We start from the raw sequence: 17,052 nt of genomic DNA on the forward strand, positions 1-17,052 counted from the left end.
CTCCCGCCGGGACTTGCACCCGGGTCTCCGCGTTTCTGTGAAGTCCCCGGTCGTGAACCGGGCGCGGCCCGAGCCGAACTCCTGCGCTCAAGGCTACAGCAAACGCCGCCGATCCCGGAGGTCGACGAGTGGTTCGACCTGCGCCCGCGGCGACCCGCGCCTCCCGGACGCAGCACGGCGCCGGACGGAACGCACCCGTGTCCCGTCCGGCGCCGCGGTCCTTCGCGCGCGAGCCCGCTGCCTCAGGCCCGACGCACCCGGAGGGTCACGATCTCGAAGGGCCGGAGCGTGAGCACGACCGGCTCCCCCGACTCCCACGAGTCCCCCAGCGGGCGTTCCAGCAGGTCCACCGCCGCCACCCCGGCGACGTCGAACCCGAAGTCGACGCCGACGTCGGCCGCGCGACCGCCCGACGCCTCGTAGAGCCGGACGACGACGTCGCCGGAGCGGTCCTCGGCGAGCTTCACCGCCTCGACGAACACCTGCGGCGACGACACCGTGACGAGCGGGTCGACCGTGGTCGTCCCCTCCACCGTGCGCACCGGCAGGTTGAGCCGGTACCCGGCATCGGCGGCGTCGAGCACCGAGGCGCCCACCCGCAGCACCGTCCGGAACACGTGGTGCCCCTGGTCGGCGTGCGGGTCCGGGAACGTCGGTGCCCGCAGCAGCGACTCCCGGACGAGCGTCGTGGTGCCGCCGTCGGCCCGGGTGCTCCGGGTGATGTCGTGTCCGTAGGTGGAGTCGTTGGCGACGGCGACGCCGAATACGGGCTCGGCGACGTGCACCCAGCGGTGGGCGCTCGTCTCGAAGCGGGCCATGTCCCACGAGGTGTTCTGGTGGGTCGGCCGGTCGATGTGGCCGAACTGGATCTCGCTCGACGCCGACGCCGCGCGGACGTCGAGGGGGAACGCGAGCTTGAGGAGCTTCTGGCGCTCGTGCCAGTCGACCTCGGTCACGATCGTCAGCTCGGACTGCCCGGCGACGGCGGAGTACCGGGTGGTGATCGACGACGACCCGAAGGAGCGCTCGACGACGAGTTCGTCGCCGGACACCTCGACCGAGGACGCCTCGAGCACCGTGCCGCTGCGCTGGTAGGCGCGGTCGATGTCCCACGCCTCCCACTGGTTCGGGGTGTCGCGGAACACGGTGTACTCCGCGGCGGCCGCACTCGGGGCGACGGCGTCGCGCCGGGACGCGTGGTCGATGAGCGACACGACGTGACCGGCCGCGTCGATGGTCGCCGTGACGACACCGGTGTCGAACACGAAGCGGTCGCCGTTCCGGACGGGAGGCACGGCTCGCGGTTCGTCGCCCAGCGAACCACCCAGGGCGGTTGCGTCTCCCGCCGCGACCGGCGAGGCGTTGAAGCGCACGACGTTCCCGGTCGAGCCGCTGCCGCCGGCGGCGTCCGCCCCCGACGGTGCGTCCAGCAGGGCGCTCCCACCGCCGGCCCGGGCGGTGGACGACGCACCGACCCCGGCGAGCGCCGCGGCACCGCCGTTCGCGAGCGCCGTCGTGGCGTTGCCGATCAGGCCTTCGAGCACACGGGCGACCTCGGCGTAGTTCGCCTCGGCGTTCTCGTAGACCCAGGCGATCGAGGAGCCGGGCAGGATGTCGTGGAACTGCTGCAGGAGCACGGTGTGCCAGGCCTGCTCGAGCTCCTCGTACGGGTAGTCGAGCCCGAGTCGGACGGCAGCGGTGGACGCCCAGAGCTCGGCCTCGCGGAGCAGGTGCTCGGAGCGCCGGTTGCCCTGCTTCGTGCGGATCTGGGACGTGTACGTACCGCGGTGGAACTCGAGGTACATCTCGCCCGACCACACCGCCGGCGTCGGCAGTGCGGCCTCGATCTCCTCGAAGACCTGCGCCGGGGTGCCGAGGTCGACCCGGGGGGAACCGTCGAGGTCGTGCTGGCGTCGGGCAGCGGCGACCATCTCGCGGGTGGGTCCGCCGCCGCCGTCGCCGAAGCCGTAGAGCAGCATCGAGGTGTTCGCGACACCGCGCTCCTTGTTCTGCCGTTCGCCGCGGTTCAGGTCGGCGGGTGAGACGTCCGAGTTGTAGGTGTCGGCCGGGGGCAGGTGTGTGAGGACCCGGGAGCCGTCGATGCCCTCCCAGTGGAACGAGGTGTGCGGGATGACGTTCGTCTCGTTCCACGAGGGCTTCTGCGTGACGAACCACTTCGAGCCGGCGGCGCGGACGATCTGCGGCAGGGCTCCGGAGTACCCGAACGAGTCCGGGAGCCACGCCTCGGGGGTGTCGATGCCGAACTCCTCGAGGAAGAACCGCTTGCCGGCGACGAACTGCCGCGCGAGCGCCTCGCCACCGGGGAGGTTCGTGTCCGACTCGACCCACATGCCGCCGACCGGGATCCACCGGCCCTCGGCGACCCGTTGCTTGATGCGGGCCCAGATCGACGGGTAGCCGTCCCGGATCCAGGCGTACTGCTGCGCCGAGGAGCAGGCGAACGTGAAGTCGGGGTCGCGGTCCATCAGGTCGAGCACGTTCGAGAAGGTGCGGGCGCACTTCCGGATGGTCTCGCGCACCGGCCACAGCCACGCCGAGTCGATGTGCGCGTGGCCGACGGCGATCGCCCGGTGGGCGGCGGCGCTGGCCGGCACGGCGAGGACGGGCGCGAGGACCGCTCGTGCGTCGGCGGCCGTCCCGGCGACGTCGTCCGGGTCGAGGGCGTCGGCGGCGCGTTCGAGCACGCGCAGGACGTCCGCGCCGCGGGTGCCGTCGGTGGGCAGCTCGGCCATCAGGCCGCGGAGGACCCAGAAGTCCTGCTGGAGCTCCCACACGGTGTCGTCCCGCTCGACGATCTCGAGCGCCTTCACCTTGTAGATCGGCTTCGTCCCGGCCGTGGAGCGCGACCCGAGCGGGGTCGCCCCCTGGAACGAGTCGCCGCCGATGTCCGGGTTCGCCGCGGCCTCGACGTAGAGCTCGAAGGACTCACCGGGACCGACCTCGAGCGGGACGGTGTCGTTCTTCGGCTCGATGCCCTTGACGGTCGTGCCGTCCGGCCGCCACGCGAGCCCCTCGGCCTGGAACCCGGGATGGCGCTTCGTGAAGCCGAGGTCGACCCGGAGCTCCGCCGTGGTGCCGGGCGCCGTCCCGAAGTCCTCCGGCACGGTGCCGCGGATCCGGAACCAGGTGGTCCCCCACGGTCGGCCGCCCCAGGAACCGCCCACCGTGAACGGCTCGTAGTCGGCCGCGACCGCGACGTCGAACGGGACCGGTTCGTCCGGCACGGTCCAGGCGGCGATCTCCACCGGTGCGGACCGGCGCAGGACGGCGGGGTCGATGCGGTCCCGGACGAGCCGGGCGATACGGGCTTCGACGAGGGGTTCGTCGTGGTGCATGGAGGTGGTTCCTTTCCAGCAGGGACGGGTGTCAGCCCTTGATGCCGCCGGCGAGGGCGTTGCCGCCGCCGAGGCCTCGGGACACGACCACGTAGAGGGCGATGACGGGCACGGAGTAGATGATCGAGAAGGCCGCGAGCTGCCCGTACGCCACCGCCCCGTACTGCCCGAAGAAGTTGAAGATGCTCACCGCGGCGGGCACCTTGTCGGGCGAGAGCAGCAGGACGAAGGGGACGAAGAAGTTCCCCCAGGCCTGGATGAACACGAAGATGAACACCACGGCGATGCCCGGGCGCATGAGCGGGATCACGATGCGCGTCAGGGTCGTCATCATCGAGGCGCCGTCGGTCCACGCCGCCTCCTCGAGGGAGATCGGCACCGAGTCCATGAAGTTCTTCGCCATCCAGATCGCCATCGGCAGCGAGGTGGCGGCGAGGAAGAAGATGCAGCCCCACACGTTGTCGATGAGGTTGAGCGACACGAACAGCGCGTAGACCGGCACCATCATGGCGGTGATCGGCAGGCCGGTGCCGAACAGGATCCCGTACAGGAACGGCTTGTTGACGCGCATCTTGTAGCGGGACAGCGGGTAGGCGGCGAGCAGCGCGAACACCACGGTGACGAGCGCCGTGCCGCCGGAGATGAGCAGGCTGTTCGCGAGCGGGATGAACGACAGCTCCGGCGTGAGGACCTTCGTGAAGTTGTCGAGCGTGAACTGCGACGGCACCTTCACCGACAGGGACGCGTCGGGGTCGACCGAGGCGAGCACGAGCCAGAGCAACGGCACCGCGAAGCACACCGCGATGACGAGCAGCACGATGTTCGACACCCAGCGCATGGTCCGACCCCGCGGGGAGGTCATGTGCAGCGAGCCCGGGGCGGTCACCGAACGGGTGGTGGTCTGGTCGAGGGACGGGGCTGTGATGGCCATCAGTCCACCTCCGGCTTCAGTGCCTTGATGTAGATGATCGAGAACACCGCGCCGACCACGAGCAGGATCGTCGCGATCGCCGTCCCGAAGCCGAGCTGCGAGAACTTGAACGCCTCTTGGTAGGCGAGGATCGGCAGCGTGGACGAGTCCGTCCCGGGCCCGCCGGCGGTCATCACGTAGATGAGGGTGAACACCGACAGGGTCTGCAGCGTCGTCAGCATGAGGTTCGTCGAGATCGACCGGCGGATGACCGGCAGGGTGATGTAGACGAGGCGCTGCCACCCGGTGGCGCCGTCGACCTCGGCGGACTCGGTGATCTCCTCGGGGACCTCCTGCACGGCGGCGGAGTACACGAGCATCGAGAACGCGGTGCCGCGCCAGATGTTCGCGAGGATGACGGCGAGCATCGGGTACGTGTAGAGCCAGTTCGGTCCGGTGATGCCGATCGACGCGAGGAACTCGTTGAGCGTCCCCTTGTCGTTGAAGAACGCGTAGGCCGCGAACGACGCCACGATCTCGGGCAGCACCCACGCGGCGACGACGAACGTGCCGACGACGGCGCGGACGACCTTGTGGGCACTGCGCATAAGGAGCGCCAGCGCGAGGCCGAGCACGTTCTGCCCGACCACGGCCGAGGCGAGCAGGAAGACGATGGTGAGGATGACGGACTTCGGGAAGTCCGGGTCCTGGAACAGCTCGACGTAGTTCTTCAGGCCGACGAACTGCTGGTCGGCGGCGCCGACCCCGGTCAGCGCCGAGTTGGTGAACGACCCGTAGAACGACGAGATGACCGGGCCGAGCAGGAAGATGACGAGCAGGACGACGGCGGGGAGGAGCGGGACCGCTCGTCCCACGTTCCGCAGGGGCTTCCGCTTGCGCGGGACCGGCGGATCGGTGCGCTTCGGCGCACCGGGCGCCGACAACGTCGGCGCGAGGGGGGTGCTGGACACAGTGGTTGCCTTCCGGGTGCGGAGGGGGTTCCGAAGGTGGGTGGGGTCGGACTGGAGGCGCGGCGCACGACGCGATCCGCGCCTCCAGTCCGTCAGGTGGTGCCGTCCCGTCAGCCGGAGACGGTGTTGTCCTTGCCGACCACCTGTTCGACGGACTTGTCGTACGCGGCGGCCGCCTGCTTCGGTGTCTGCTGCCCGGTCATGACCGACTCCATCGCCACCTGGATGGCGTTGGACACCTGGGAGTACTCACTCGTCGCCGGGCGGAAGTTCGTGTGCTCCACGAGCCCGGAGAAGAACTTGAACGTCGGGTTGGACGCGTCGTACGTCGGGTCCTCGGCGACGTCCTTGCGGACGGCGATCTGGCTGTTCTCGATGTCGTACTTCAGCGAGCCCTTCTGGTTGAGGAAGGTCGAGATGAAGTCGAACGCGGCCTGCGGGTTCTTCGAGTTCTTGCCGACCGCGAGGGTCCAGCCACCGGACATCGAGTTGTAGCCCGGCTCCTGGCCGTTCTGCGTCGGCATCGGTGCCTGGCCCATCACGTCCGACCACTCGGGCCACGGCGCGGTGCCGGACTTCAGCCACGTCCCCGACTGCCACGACCCGTCGAGGTCGATCGCGAGCTGGCCCTTGGGGAGCCACGTCTGCGCGATCGTCGTGCCGACCTGGCTGTCGAGTGCCTGCTGCGGTGTCGGGCCGAGGCCGCCCTGGTAGACGTCCTTGATGAACTGCAGCGAGTCCTCGAACTGCTTCGAGCCGGTGACCCACTTCTTGTCCTTGTAGAGCGTGTTGCCGGAGCCGTCCGCGCCGTACAGGAGCATCTCGAAGCCCTGCATCGTCGACGCCTCGCCCTGGGGCTTGCCGGAGTAGACGTTGAACGGGATGACGCCCGGGTCCTTCTCCTTGATGGTCTTCGCGGCCGCGAGGACGTCGTCCCAGGTCTTCGGCTGCCACGGGACGGGCAGGCCGACCTTCTTGAAGATGTCCTTGTTGTACCAGAGGGCCCGGGTGTCGGTGCCCATCGGGATGCCGTAGGTCTTGCCGTCGACGCCTTCACCGGCCTGCTTGGCGTTGTCGTAGAACTGGCTCCAGTCCTTCCACTTCGCCGTGTACTTGTCGAGCGGCAGGAGGTAGCCGGCCTGAGCGTCGGCCTTGATGAGGAAGGTGTCCTCGTACATGACGTCCGGTGCGGTCGCCGGCGCCTTGTTCATGAGCGCGAGCTTCGTGTAGTAGTCGTTCTCCTGCGCCTGGATCGGTACGAGTTCGACCTTCTTGCCCGGGTTCTCCTTCTCGTACTCCTTCTTGACGACCTTCATCTGGGCGTCGAGCTGCTGGAAGGCACCGAACTTCTGGTACGCGATCTTGATGGTGTCGCTCGAGGCAGAGCCTGAGCTGGAACAACCAGCCAGACCGACCGCGGCGACTGCCACGGCTGCGAGTCCGGCGATGATTCGGGTGCGGCGTTTCATCGGTGCTCCTTTGCACGGGATGTTCGCGGGCTCCGTCACCCGCGCGCAGGATTACTCCACCGTATTGACTTATCCGTGTCAAGAGCTGTGGCGTGTCGATTCGGTCACGCTCGCGGACGGCTCAGACCGGAGTGGCACCGCCCGTGACCGTGATGCCGCCGGTCGCCGGGACGTCGACGAGCAGCACGCTCGGCCGTCCGACGTGGCGTCCCTGCCGGATCACCACGCGGTCGCCGGGCTGCACGGCCCCGATCTCGCGCAGGTACGCGCCGGTCGATGCCGCGGCCGAGCCGGTCGCCGGGTCCTCGGTGATCCGGCCGGCCGGGAAGAGGTTGCGCGCCTCGTACTCGAGCGCGTCGGTGCGGTGCAGGACCGTGACCGTCCCCGCCCAGCCGGCCTCGCGCTTGAGGGCCGCGAGGGGCTCCGGGGCGAAGCGGAACTGGTGGAACAACTCGACGTCGGCGAGGACGATCACCGGGTGCCAGTTGCCGGCGAAGGACTCGAGCACCGGGAAGCCCGTCGCGACGTCGTCGACCCTCAGGCCGAGCAGGGCGAACAGGCGGTCGCGGAGGTCGGGGTCGAGCGGCCGGGACGCCGGCTGGACGCTCGTCATCGCGACCTGCACGCTGCCGTCCGGAGCGGTCGTGGCGTCGAGGGCGATCTCCCCCGCGGCGGTCGTGAAGACCCGGCGCCCGAGACCTTCGCGCTCGGCGAGCACCACGGCCGTGGCGATCGTGGCGTGGCCGCAGAACGGGACCTCGGCCGCCGGCGAGAAGTACCGCAGGCGCGGGCCCGCGGCGGTCTGCCCGGTGACGAAGGCGGTCTCGGGGTACCCGACCTCCTGCGCGATCGCGAGCATCTCGTCGTCGGAGAGGTCGGCCGCGTCGAGCACGATGCCGGCGGGGTTGCCGCCGCCGGGCTCGGCGGCGAAGGCGGTGTACCGGAGGATCTCGTTGTGCACCCTGCGACCGTACCGCCGCGGGCGTCGGGGCCGCGGGCGCGCGTTCGTGAGCAGGAATGGTCGGGTCCGCATCACGAACCCGACCATTCCTGCTCACCAGATCACTCCGAGGCGGGGATCCCCCGGCGCCGACGGAGCACGAGCACGCCCGCACCGGCGGCCAGGAGCAGGAACGCCGCCACGGCGCCGACCCCGAGCCCCTCGGCACCCGTGAACGCCAGCGCACCGGTCACGGGGTCGATCGTGATCGTGGTCCAGCCCAGCACCGTGCCGTCCTCGGCGGTCACCACGATGCGGTGTTCGCCTGCGGGGGCGTCGGTCGGGATGGTCGCCGTGACCGTGCCGTCCGCCGCGACCGTGGCGGTCCCGAGCAGCGTCGGCGTGGAGAACATCCAGACGTGCACCTGCTGCCCGGCGTACCGGGTGCCGACGCCGATCGTGATCGTCTCGCCGGGGCGCGCCGTGGCCGGGGCGGTGAGCGTGCCGCGGTTCGCCTCGGTCAGGGACGACTCGGACGGTGCGACAGGCGCACCCGAGGGCGAGGTGCCCGTTCCGGGGGTGGAGCCACCGGGCGCGGCGCCACCCGGGGCGGGCGTCGACCCGCCACCCGGCGTCGGCGTCGTGCCACCGTCGCCCGGGGTCCCGCCGTCGCCCGGCGTCCCACCGTCGCCCGGCGTCCCACCGTCGCCCGGCGTCCCACCGTCGCCCGGGGTCGACGAGTCGCACGGATAGGTGCCCGTCCGGAGCGAGAACCCGTCCGTGTCGTTGTCGTCGGCGTAGAAGGTCGCCCGCGAGCCACCCGTGCAGACACCCGAGATCGCGAAGCCCTCGTTCGCCAGCGTCCGGTCGGCGTTCGACGGCGCCTCGTACACGGCCGTCGCCGCGAAGGCTCCGTCGGCCACCTCGTACAGCGCCGTCCGGCCCGAGCACGCGTCGTCGCAGACCACCCAGAGCGCGTCGAGCGTCGGGTCGAACTGGACGTCCGCGACGACGGAGAACGGCGTCGCGATCGTGGCCACCCGCTGGAAGGCGCCGTCGGACATCAGGGCGTACGCGTACACGCTGGCCGTGCCCTCGACGCCGACGAAGAACAGCCCGTCACCGTGTCCGGCGTAGGTCGCCGGCGTGTACGCGGCGCCGGTGTGCTCGTCCGCGAAGCCGTGCGTGGTGAGCCAGGAGTCCGGGACCCAGGTGACGCCCTCGAGGCCCGCGTTCGCGCCGAGCCCGGGGAAGTCCGCCGCGAGGTTCCACTCGTCGGTGGCGTCCAGCGTCGACTGGGAGCCGTCGGAGGTGGCGAAGCGCAGGACGGCCGGGCGGCTCGTGGACGACACGTCGTTGTTCCGCTCGGTCGAGACGTAGACCGCGCCGGGGTCGTCCGACGTGACGGTGACGCCCTCGGCATCCGGGGTGCCGGAACCGTCGGCGTAGTGCAGTTCAGTACCGGCCGCGTTCGAGGGCGCCCATCCGCCCTCGCCGTCGGACACGAGGTGGTAGAGCAGCCCGTCCCCGTTCTGCACGGCCCAGAGCTGCCCGGCGGCCGAACCCGACGTCGAACCCGAACCCGAGGCCGTCCAGTCGATGCCGCTCAGGTCACCGGTGAAGGTGTCCTCGTCGTCGAGCACCCGCTCGTCCGGACCACCGGGCCACGCCTCGGCGGTGACGACCCCGGCGAACCGGTTCGCGGTGCCCTTGGTCGGTGCCGAGGTCTCCGCGAACGCGCCGGTGCCGTCCGGGTTCCGGCCGTACGTCGTCGCGGCGTGCGCGGTCCACGTGTACGAGTCGACGACGTCGCCACGAGGATCGAACACCCGCGCAGAGTCCGCCTTGCCCAGCCCGAACCCGAAGTCCTGCTCGTCGAGGACGGTGAAGCCACCCGGTGCGACGGTCGTCCCGGTCGGGATCGTGTACGCGTGCGTGTCGTCGCTGTCCCGGAACACGTACCCGCCGAGGTCGACCGTGGTCGTCCCGACGTTCGTCAGCTCGACCCAGTCGCCCGGGGTCCCACCGTCGGACTCCACCTCGTTGATGCGCACCGGCGAGGAGCAGTCGTTCGCCGCACCCTTCGTCGACGCCGTGGTGTCCACGAGCGCGCCGGTCCCGTCCGGGCAGCGCCCGTACGTCACCGCGGCGTGCGCCGTCCACGAGTACCGCAGCACGAGCTCGCCCGCCGGGTCGTACACCCTGGCGGTGTCGGCGCCGCCGAGCCCGAAGTCGAAGCCGGGAGCGGTCGCCGACACCTGGTCGATGACGAAGTACCCGCCGGCGGCGATGGTCGAACCGGCGGGCAGGACGTACGCCTCGTGCGAGCTGTCGTCGTCGAGGAACGCGTACCCGGACAGGTCGATCGCCGCCGACGAGGTGTTCCGCAGTTCGACCCAGTCGGTGTCGTCGCCGTTCGACTCGACCTCGTTCACGACGAGTCCGTTCGGGCTCGCGGCGCCCACGGACGGATCGTCGTCACCGACGGCAGCGGAGGCGGGCGACGTCGTCAGCACGCCGGCGGCGACGACGAGGGCGGCGGCGACGGACGCGCCGAGGCGCAGAGCACGGGGATGCATGCAGAGTCCTTCTCAGGAGTTCGGGGGGGGGGACCTGCACGACTGTTCAGCATCCGGGCATCCGGCCGGTGGCGGCGAGGTGAACGACGGGTGTCGCGCGCGACACGGGGAACGGCACCATGTGCCGGACGGGAGGCGCGGGTCGGGCCTGCACCGCGCCTCCCGTCACGGGCTGGTCGCGACCGACCCCCGTCAGCGACGGATGAGGAGGGTGCTCGCCCGCGGCGACAGCGCCGCGTCGAGGACGAGGCAGGCCGCGCCGACCGCGGCCACGTCCGCTCCGCGACCGCTCTCGGTCACCACGACCGGGTGCTTCGGCACGAGGAGTGGCGAACCGACGATCGCCTCGCGCGCCGCGGGGAGGGCCGCGCTCGCGATCCGCGACCAGAACGGGCCGCCGAACACCACGCGGTCGATGTCGAGCAGGTTGACGATGAGGACGACGGCGTTGCCCATCACGGTCCCCGCCTCGGCCGCGAGTCCGACCGCGACCGGGTCCTCGGCGTCGATCGCCGCGCCGAGGGCGTCCCAGGCACGGTCGACCGCGGCGACGTCCGCGGGTGCGCCGCCGAGCGCGAGCCCCCGGGCCTGCGCGATGTGCACGAGGCGGTCCGGTGCCACCGCCGCGCCGACCTCGCCCCGCGTGCCCTCGCCGTCCGGCGTCCCGGCGAGCGAGCCCTGGTCGACCATGATGTGCCCGGCGTCACCGGCGTTCGACCCGACCCCGCGGACGGGCTCGTGGTCGACGGCGAGGCCCACGCCGAAGCCCGTGCCGAAGTACACGAAGGCGAAGTTCCGCGCGGAGGACTCCCCGGCGAGGAACATCTCCCCCACCACCGCCGCCGTGACGTCCTTCTCGAGGAGGACGGGGTACCCGGTCGCCTCGGCGAGCGCGTCGCGCAGCGGGACGTCGCGCCACCGCGGCAGGAAGGGCGGGTCGAGCACCACGCCGGCGTCGACGTCGATGGGTCCGGGGCTGGCGATGCCGACCCCGAGCACGGCCTCGACGTCGACGCGCGCCCCCGAGACGAGCTCGTCGATCGCGGTCGCGATGGTCCGGACGACCTCGGACGGGTCGTCCGCGGTCGGGGTCGACGTGGTGCTCGACGCGACCACGGTGCCCGCGAGGTCGAGCAGCACGTACGTCACGACGGCCGGGTCCACGTGCACCCCGACGGCGTAGCGGCTGCCGGCCTCGAGCCGCAGGATCGTGCGGGGCTTGCCGCGACCGGACACGACCGTGCCCGACTCGGCGATCATCCCCGCCTCGATGAGGAACCGCGTGACGTTCGACACGGTCTGCGCGCTGAGGCCCGTGCGGGAGGCGAGCTCGACGCGGCTCAGCCCGTCCGGCGAACGGCGCACGGCGTCGAGCACCACCGTCCGGTTGAACCCGCCGATCGACGGGAGGTTCGCCCCGCGCCGATGCTCTGCCATGCCGCGACCATACCGCGCTGTCACCGCTCGGCGAGTACCGCTTCGCGGAGGACCACGGCGAGACGCTCGGAGAACTCGCGCGTGATGTGTTGGCCGTCCTTCCGGATCAGGACGTCGTCCGCGAGGACCGGGCAGCGGCCGTCGACGCAGTACCAGCCGCTCGAATCGACGAAGTCCACGCCCGCCCGGGACTCGGCGACTCGACGCTCGGCAGCGGCTCCGAGCTGGTACGCGTCCGACAGTTCCGAGGTGCACGCGTCCGGGCCGTTCAGCCGCAACGCCGCACACTGCGACGGGTCCCCGCCCTGCGGCACCGCGGCGACGAAGACGACCCGGGCGCCCGAGCCGGCGACGGCGTCGACGAACCGACCGGCGGCGGCTTCCCACTCGCGCGCAGCCTCGGGCAGACTCGGGCGCCCGACGAGCTGCGCGACCCCGTCGTACCCGTGGGTGACGACCACGATGTCCGGCGTCGTCTCGTTGATCTCGTCGATGGCCGCGGCTCGTTGCTCATTGCACCGCCTGCGATCGTCGTCTGACTTCCCGCGCACGGCGATGTCGAGCATCGGACAGCCGCTGGCGGTCAACCCGCGCACGATCGAGTCATGTCCGAAGGCCCCGACAGCCGCGGGCATCAGGGCGACCCCCACGGAGCTCCCCACGACCGTGGCCTGTCGGACGGGATCATCCGCCGCGAAGCGACACGACCCGGGATCGCCGATGACAGTCCGGTCGCACGCCTCGTACCCTTGCGGCGGCCCCGGCACCAGTTCGTCCAGCGCCGGGGTGAGTCCGACCGGCCACCGTTCCGACCGGAGACCATTCCCGAGCGCGGCACCGAGGGACCGCGGGGTCCAGGGTTCGCCGACCGCGCTGGCCACCCCGTCGCCGACCCGCCCGGTCTGCGGGGTCGGGGCTGCCGTGAACGTACCCGTCCCGAACGCCACCACCGCGAAAGACGCGACCGAGGCGACGACGCGGACGGTCGCACCGGGTCGGCGTCCGACCCGCATCGCCGGGAGTTCCACCCAGCGGCGTGACAGTCCGCCGAGGACGAGCCCGACGAGGACGGCCGCGCTCCCGGCGACCGCTCGCTGCTCGGGGAAGACGTACGCCGCCGCGACGATCGCCGGGAAGTGCCAGAGGTAGATCGAGTAGGACGCTTCACCGACCCACTGCACCGGGCGCCACCGGAGGACAGAGAGCGGAGGGAGCCCCTGCCCGGAGACGAGCACCACGATCGTTCCCACGACCGCCAGGACCGCGTCGGGGACCGGGACGGCATCCGCACCAGGGGCGGTGAGGGCGGCGACCCCGATGATCCCGAGCCCGGACAGGACGCCGCCGACGCGGATGCGGGCCGGCACGCGCTGCGTCCGCGCACCGACTGGGACCGAGAGTGCTCCGAGGGCGGCTCCGGCGGCCAGTTCCCAGAGACGCGATCCCGTGTCGAAGTACGAGGCTGCTGGCGCGGTCGTCCCCGCCGACGCGGCCCAGGCCACGGACGCGACGAGCACGAGCACCGAGGCCGCGACGGCGATGCGTCGCACCGAGACGGCGTCGGGTCGACGGAGCGATCGCCAGAGGACCGCCACGAGCAGCGGGAACACGACGTAGAACTGGAGCTCGACACTGAGCGACCAGAAGTGCTGGAGGGGGGACGTTGAGGACGCCGACGCCCAGTAGTCGGCGTCACGGCCGAGGAACACCCAGTTCACGATGCCGAGCGCGGCCGCTCCCGAATCGCGCAGGACGGACGCGGCGAGCGGCTGGCGGAGCGCGACCACAGCGCCGATCGCCACGACGGCGAGGGTCAGCACCGCTGCCGGGAACAGCCGCCAAAAACGGCGGCGGAGGAAGCCGCCGAGTGCGAAGCGTCCGGTTCGCACTCGTTCGGACACCATCGATCGCGCGAGCAGGTACCCGGAGAGCGCGAAGAACACGTCGACGCCGACCCACCCGCCGATCGGGACGCCGAACGCGTGGACGCCGACGACGAGCAGGACGGCGACTGCCCGCAATGCGGTGAGGTCGTGGCGGATCCGTCGATCGAAGGTCATGATGTTGACATATTACATGTCATGCGTTGGGATCGGTAGTGGCCCCCACACGGGTCGCACGGCTACCCTGAGCGGCATGACGGACCTCCGCCTCGAAGAACTCTCCGCGTCGACCGCTGCGGCGGCGAACTCCCTGACGCTCAAGCCCGGGCAGGAGCAGTTCGTGCAGCCGACGACCTACGGCGTCGCGGAGTCGGACGTGAAGCCGAGCTCGGCGTGGACGCGCGTGGTCCTCGACGGCGACGAGGTCGTCGGCATGATCATCGGCACCTTCGACGAGGACAACGCCGAGGAAGAACTGCGCAGCGCGATCTGGCGGGTCAACGTGTCCGCGACGGCCCAGGGTCGGGGCGTCGGTCGCTTCGCGGTGCACGGCCTCGCCGACGAGGCCCGCAACCGTGGGCTCGAGCGCCTCACCGTCGTGTACGAACCCGGTGGCGACGACAGCCCCGAGGCGTTCTTCCGCGCAGTCGGGTTCGAGGTCGTGCGCGAGACCCAGTACGGCGACCACTTCGCGGTCCTGCAGTTGGTGTGACCGAGGCTCCCCCCGACGACTTCGGCGCAGCCGTCGCCGAGGTCGTCCGGCTCATCCCGGCAGGTCACGTGATGACCTACGGCGACGTGGCCGCGGCGCTCGGCTCCCGGGCGTCGCGTGCCGTCGGCAAGGTCATGGCGCACGAGGGCTCCGACCTGCCGTGGTGGCGCGTGGTGCGGTCGGGCGGCCTGCCCCCGGTGCACCACGAGGCCCGGGCGCACGAGCACTACCGCGCCGAGGGCACCCCGCTCGTGCAGGGGACGACGACCTGGAGGATCGACATGCGTCGGGCGCGCTGGTCACCCGCCACGGACGCGGACGACCCGTTCTGAGCGGCGCCGTCACGCGTCGAAGCGTGTGCCCTTCGGGTTCGACGGCAGCAGACACATGACGAAGAGCACGAGCGAGCCGATGCCGACCACCACGTGCAGGAACTGCCAGAAGCCGGAGAGGTTCGCGTCGTGCAGCCGTCGGGCGCCGAGGGCGAGGGAACCGATCAGCGTCGCGAGCCCCCAGAGCACGAACAGGTAGGAGCCGACCGGGTTCTCGAGCACCGGGGTGTCCGGCGTGAAGACCTGCGGCACGAGCTGCAGCACGAGGCCGATCGCGAGCGACGTGATCCACCACCACCAGAACTCGGAACGGGAGGCCCGCCCGGTGAACACGGTGTACTTCCGCCAGAACCGCCGGACGGCCTCGGTGAAGGGTGCCCCGTAGAAGGGGTCGCGCAGGGCCACGCCGCCGGGCTGCACGCTGTCGTCGCTCATGGGTCAACCCAACCACGTGGAACCACGAATCCGACGTGGAACCAGCGCGAGTGCGTGGTTCCACGTCGGATCCGTGGTTCGTCCGACAGTGCCGATCGACAGCGTCGACCGACGGTGCCGCTACACGAGTGAGTCCCGCCAGGCCGCGTGCAGCTGCGCGAACCGTCCGGTCCCGGCGATGAGGTCGTCCGGGGTGCCGTCCTCGACGATCCGGCCGTACTCCATCACGAGCACCCGGTGCGCGATCGCCACGGTCGACAGCCGGTGCGCGATGATCACCGCGGTCCGGTCGGCGAGCAGCGTCTCGAGCCCCTCCTGCACGAGCCGCTCCGACGGGATGTCGAGCGACGCCGTGGCCTCGTCGAGGATGAGCACCTTCGGGTCCGCGATGAACGCCCGGGCGAACGACAGGAGCTGCCGCTGCCCGGCCGACACCCGGCCACCGCGCTTGTTCACGTCGGTGTCGTACCCGTCGGGCAGCGCCATGATGAACTCGTGCGCGCCGACCGCCTTCGCCGCCGACTCGATCTCGGACCGTGACGCCCCCGGCTTGCCGAGCGCGATGTTGTCCGCGACGGTGCCGGAGAACAGGTACGCCTCCTGCGTGACCATGACGATCGCGCGGCGCATGTCCTTCGTGTCGAGGTCCCGCAGGTCCACGCCGTCGAGCTTCACCGAGCCCTGCGACGGGTCGTAGAAGCGCGCCATGAGCTTGGCGAGCGTCGACTTGCCGGCACCGGTCGACCCGACGAGCGCGATCGTCTGCCCCGCCGGGATGTGCAGGTCGAACTCGGGCAGGACGACCTTGCCCTTGTTGTACGCGAACACGACGTCGTCGAAGTCCATCTTCCCGGTGGCGTCCGGCAGCTTCACCGGCTTCGCGGGGTCCGGCACGCTCGGCCGCTCCTCGAGCACGCCCGAGATCTTCTCCATCGCGGCCGAGGCCGACTGGTACCCGTTGTAGAACATCGCGAGTTCCTGGGCCGGGTCGAAGAAACGCTTGGCGTACAGCGCGACCGCGAGCAGCGCGCCGACCTCGAGTGTCCCGCCGACGATCCGGAAGCCACCGACGACGACGACCGCGGCCAGTGTGACGTTGCCGATGAGCACGAGCACCGGGTCGAAGGTCCCGAACAGGTTGAACACCTTCGTGTTCGCCTGCCGGTAGTCCTCGACGTAGCCGCCGTACTCGTCGCGGTTGCGGGACTCCTTGCGGAACGCCTGCACCGCCCGGATGCCCGTCATCGTCTCGACGAAGTGCACGATCACGCGCGCCGAGGTGACACGGGTGGCGCGGAACAGCGTCTGCGAGTTGGACTGGAACCAGCGGATCAGGAACCACAGCGGCACGAGCGACACCGCGAGCACGAGCCCGGACGTCGGGTCGAGCGCCACGAGCGCGATGGCGGTGAACACCATGTACAGCACGCCCTGGATGAGCTGGTTCAGCCCGGAGTCGAGCAGCTCGCGGATCGAGTCGAGGTCACTCGTCTGGCGGGAGATGATCCGACCGGACGTGTAGGTCTCGTGGAACTCGAGCGAGAGCCGCTGCGTGTGCAGGAACACCCGCTTGCGCAGGTCGAACAGGATCGCCTGGCTGATCCGCGCCGCCAGCACCGTGTACCAGGCCGTGAGCACGGCGCCGAGGACCGCCACGACGATGTACGTCGCGACGACGCCGAACGCCGGCACCCAGTCGTTCTGCTCCATCACCGCCGGCAAGGCGTTGTCGATGCCCCAGGCGATGAGCGCCGGACCCGCGACCGTGCCCGCGGTCGAGACCACGACCACGACGGCGAGGACGACGAGTCGGGCCTTGAGCGGCGCGGCGAGCGACCCGAGCAGGGCGAGCGAGCGGCGCCGCAGGCGCTTGCTCTCCGCCTTGGTGAAGTCCTCGCGCTCCTCGCCGCGCACGCCGAGCGTGGTGATCGAGGCGGTGACGGGCGCGGCAGCCTGCGTGTCGGCGATGTCGTCGACGACGGGATCCGCGCCTCCTGGACCGGCCGACGTGTCGACCGGGAGATTCTT

Annotated in this window: 12 protein-coding genes; 2 read left to right on the plus strand and 10 right to left on the minus strand. The window is 71.0% G+C overall.

The window, feature by feature from the left end; translation table 11 throughout:
• Positions 1-242: 242 nt before the first annotated feature.
• From WFH25_RS07315 to WFH25_RS07350, 8 genes are all read right to left on the minus strand, one after another.
• Positions 243-3,356, minus strand: a complete 3,114-nt coding sequence (locus WFH25_RS07315; RefSeq protein ID WP_336697265.1) for an alpha-mannosidase — start codon at positions 3,354-3,356, stop codon at positions 243-245.
• Between the two features lie 31 nt (positions 3,357-3,387).
• Positions 3,388-4,218, minus strand: coding sequence for a carbohydrate ABC transporter permease (locus tag WFH25_RS07320; protein WP_309780391.1), 831 nt, complete (start codon positions 4,216-4,218; stop codon positions 3,388-3,390).
• A gap of 68 nt (positions 4,219-4,286) precedes the next feature.
• Complete coding sequence (locus WFH25_RS07325) at positions 4,287-5,237, minus strand: carbohydrate ABC transporter permease (RefSeq protein ID WP_083403189.1); 951 nt, start codon at positions 5,235-5,237, stop codon at positions 4,287-4,289.
• Positions 5,238-5,347: 110 nt separating this feature from the next.
• A complete protein-coding gene (locus tag WFH25_RS07330; protein ID WP_309777201.1) occupies positions 5,348-6,706 on the minus strand; it encodes an extracellular solute-binding protein in 1,359 nt (452 codons plus the stop codon).
• Between the two features lie 121 nt (positions 6,707-6,827).
• Positions 6,828-7,667, minus strand: coding sequence for a PhzF family phenazine biosynthesis protein (locus tag WFH25_RS07335; RefSeq protein WP_336697266.1), 840 nt, complete (start codon positions 7,665-7,667; stop codon positions 6,828-6,830).
• A gap of 101 nt (positions 7,668-7,768) precedes the next feature.
• Positions 7,769-10,225, minus strand: a complete 2,457-nt coding sequence (locus WFH25_RS07340) for a lamin tail domain-containing protein (RefSeq protein ID WP_336697267.1) — start codon at positions 10,223-10,225, stop codon at positions 7,769-7,771.
• 192 nt (positions 10,226-10,417) lie between these two features.
• Positions 10,418-11,662, minus strand: coding sequence for an ROK family transcriptional regulator (locus WFH25_RS07345; RefSeq protein ID WP_070417759.1), 1,245 nt, complete (start codon positions 11,660-11,662; stop codon positions 10,418-10,420).
• Between the two features lie 20 nt (positions 11,663-11,682).
• The gene (locus tag WFH25_RS07350) at positions 11,683-13,722 is read right to left on the minus strand and encodes an acyltransferase family protein (RefSeq protein ID WP_336697268.1); all 2,040 of its coding nucleotides are present in this window, start codon (positions 13,720-13,722) and stop codon (positions 11,683-11,685) included.
• Between the two features lie 76 nt (positions 13,723-13,798).
• Here WFH25_RS07350 and WFH25_RS07355 point away from each other — a divergent pair, with 76 nt between their 5' ends.
• A complete protein-coding gene (locus WFH25_RS07355) occupies positions 13,799-14,257 on the plus strand; it encodes a GNAT family N-acetyltransferase (RefSeq protein ID WP_070417757.1) in 459 nt (152 codons plus the stop codon).
• The gene (locus WFH25_RS07360; RefSeq protein ID WP_070417756.1) at positions 14,254-14,589 is read left to right on the plus strand and encodes an MGMT family protein; all 336 of its coding nucleotides are present in this window, start codon (positions 14,254-14,256) and stop codon (positions 14,587-14,589) included. The genes WFH25_RS07355 and WFH25_RS07360 overlap by 4 nt, the downstream gene beginning before the upstream one ends.
• 9 nt (positions 14,590-14,598) lie before the next feature.
• Here the strand turns inward: WFH25_RS07360 and WFH25_RS07365 are convergent, their stop codons facing one another.
• Together WFH25_RS07365 and WFH25_RS07370 are read right to left on the minus strand one after the other, a co-directional pair.
• Positions 14,599-15,024 (minus strand): DUF805 domain-containing protein, encoded by a 426-nt coding sequence (locus WFH25_RS07365; protein ID WP_071294760.1) that lies wholly within the window; start codon positions 15,022-15,024, stop codon positions 14,599-14,601.
• A gap of 120 nt (positions 15,025-15,144) precedes the next feature.
• On the minus strand, positions 15,145-16,953 hold the full coding sequence (locus tag WFH25_RS07370) for an ABC transporter ATP-binding protein (RefSeq protein ID WP_374474842.1): 1,809 nt from the start codon (positions 16,951-16,953) through the stop codon (positions 15,145-15,147).
• Positions 16,954-17,052 lie beyond the last annotated feature (99 nt).

Source organism: Curtobacterium sp. USHLN213, assembly GCF_037144815.1.
Taxonomy (GTDB): Bacteria; Actinomycetota; Actinomycetes; order Actinomycetales; family Microbacteriaceae; genus Curtobacterium.

What these genes read in the sequence shown, in the direction of transcription:
- WFH25_RS07315 (WP_336697265.1), bottom strand. Translation starts at nt 3,356, where the DNA reads ATGCACCACGACGAACCCCTCGTCGAAGCCCGTATCGCCCGGCTCGTC.
- WFH25_RS07320 (WP_309780391.1), bottom strand. Translation starts at nt 4,218, where the DNA reads ATGACCTCCCCGCGGGGTCGGACCATGCGCTGGGTGTCGAACATCGTG.
- WFH25_RS07330 (WP_309777201.1), bottom strand. Translation starts at nt 6,706, where the DNA reads ATGAAACGCCGCACCCGAATCATCGCCGGACTCGCAGCCGTGGCAGTC.
- WFH25_RS07340 (WP_336697267.1), bottom strand. Translation starts at nt 10,225, where the DNA reads ATGCATCCCCGTGCTCTGCGCCTCGGCGCGTCCGTCGCCGCCGCCCTC.
- WFH25_RS07345 (WP_070417759.1), bottom strand. Translation starts at nt 11,662, where the DNA reads ATGGCAGAGCATCGGCGCGGGGCGAACCTCCCGTCGATCGGCGGGTTC.
- WFH25_RS07350 (WP_336697268.1), bottom strand. Translation starts at nt 13,722, where the DNA reads ATGACCTTCGATCGACGGATCCGCCACGACCTCACCGCATTGCGGGCA.
- WFH25_RS07355 (WP_070417757.1), top strand. Translation starts at nt 13,799, where the DNA reads ATGACGGACCTCCGCCTCGAAGAACTCTCCGCGTCGACCGCTGCGGCG.
- WFH25_RS07365 (WP_071294760.1), bottom strand. Translation starts at nt 15,024, where the DNA reads ATGAGCGACGACAGCGTGCAGCCCGGCGGCGTGGCCCTGCGCGACCCC.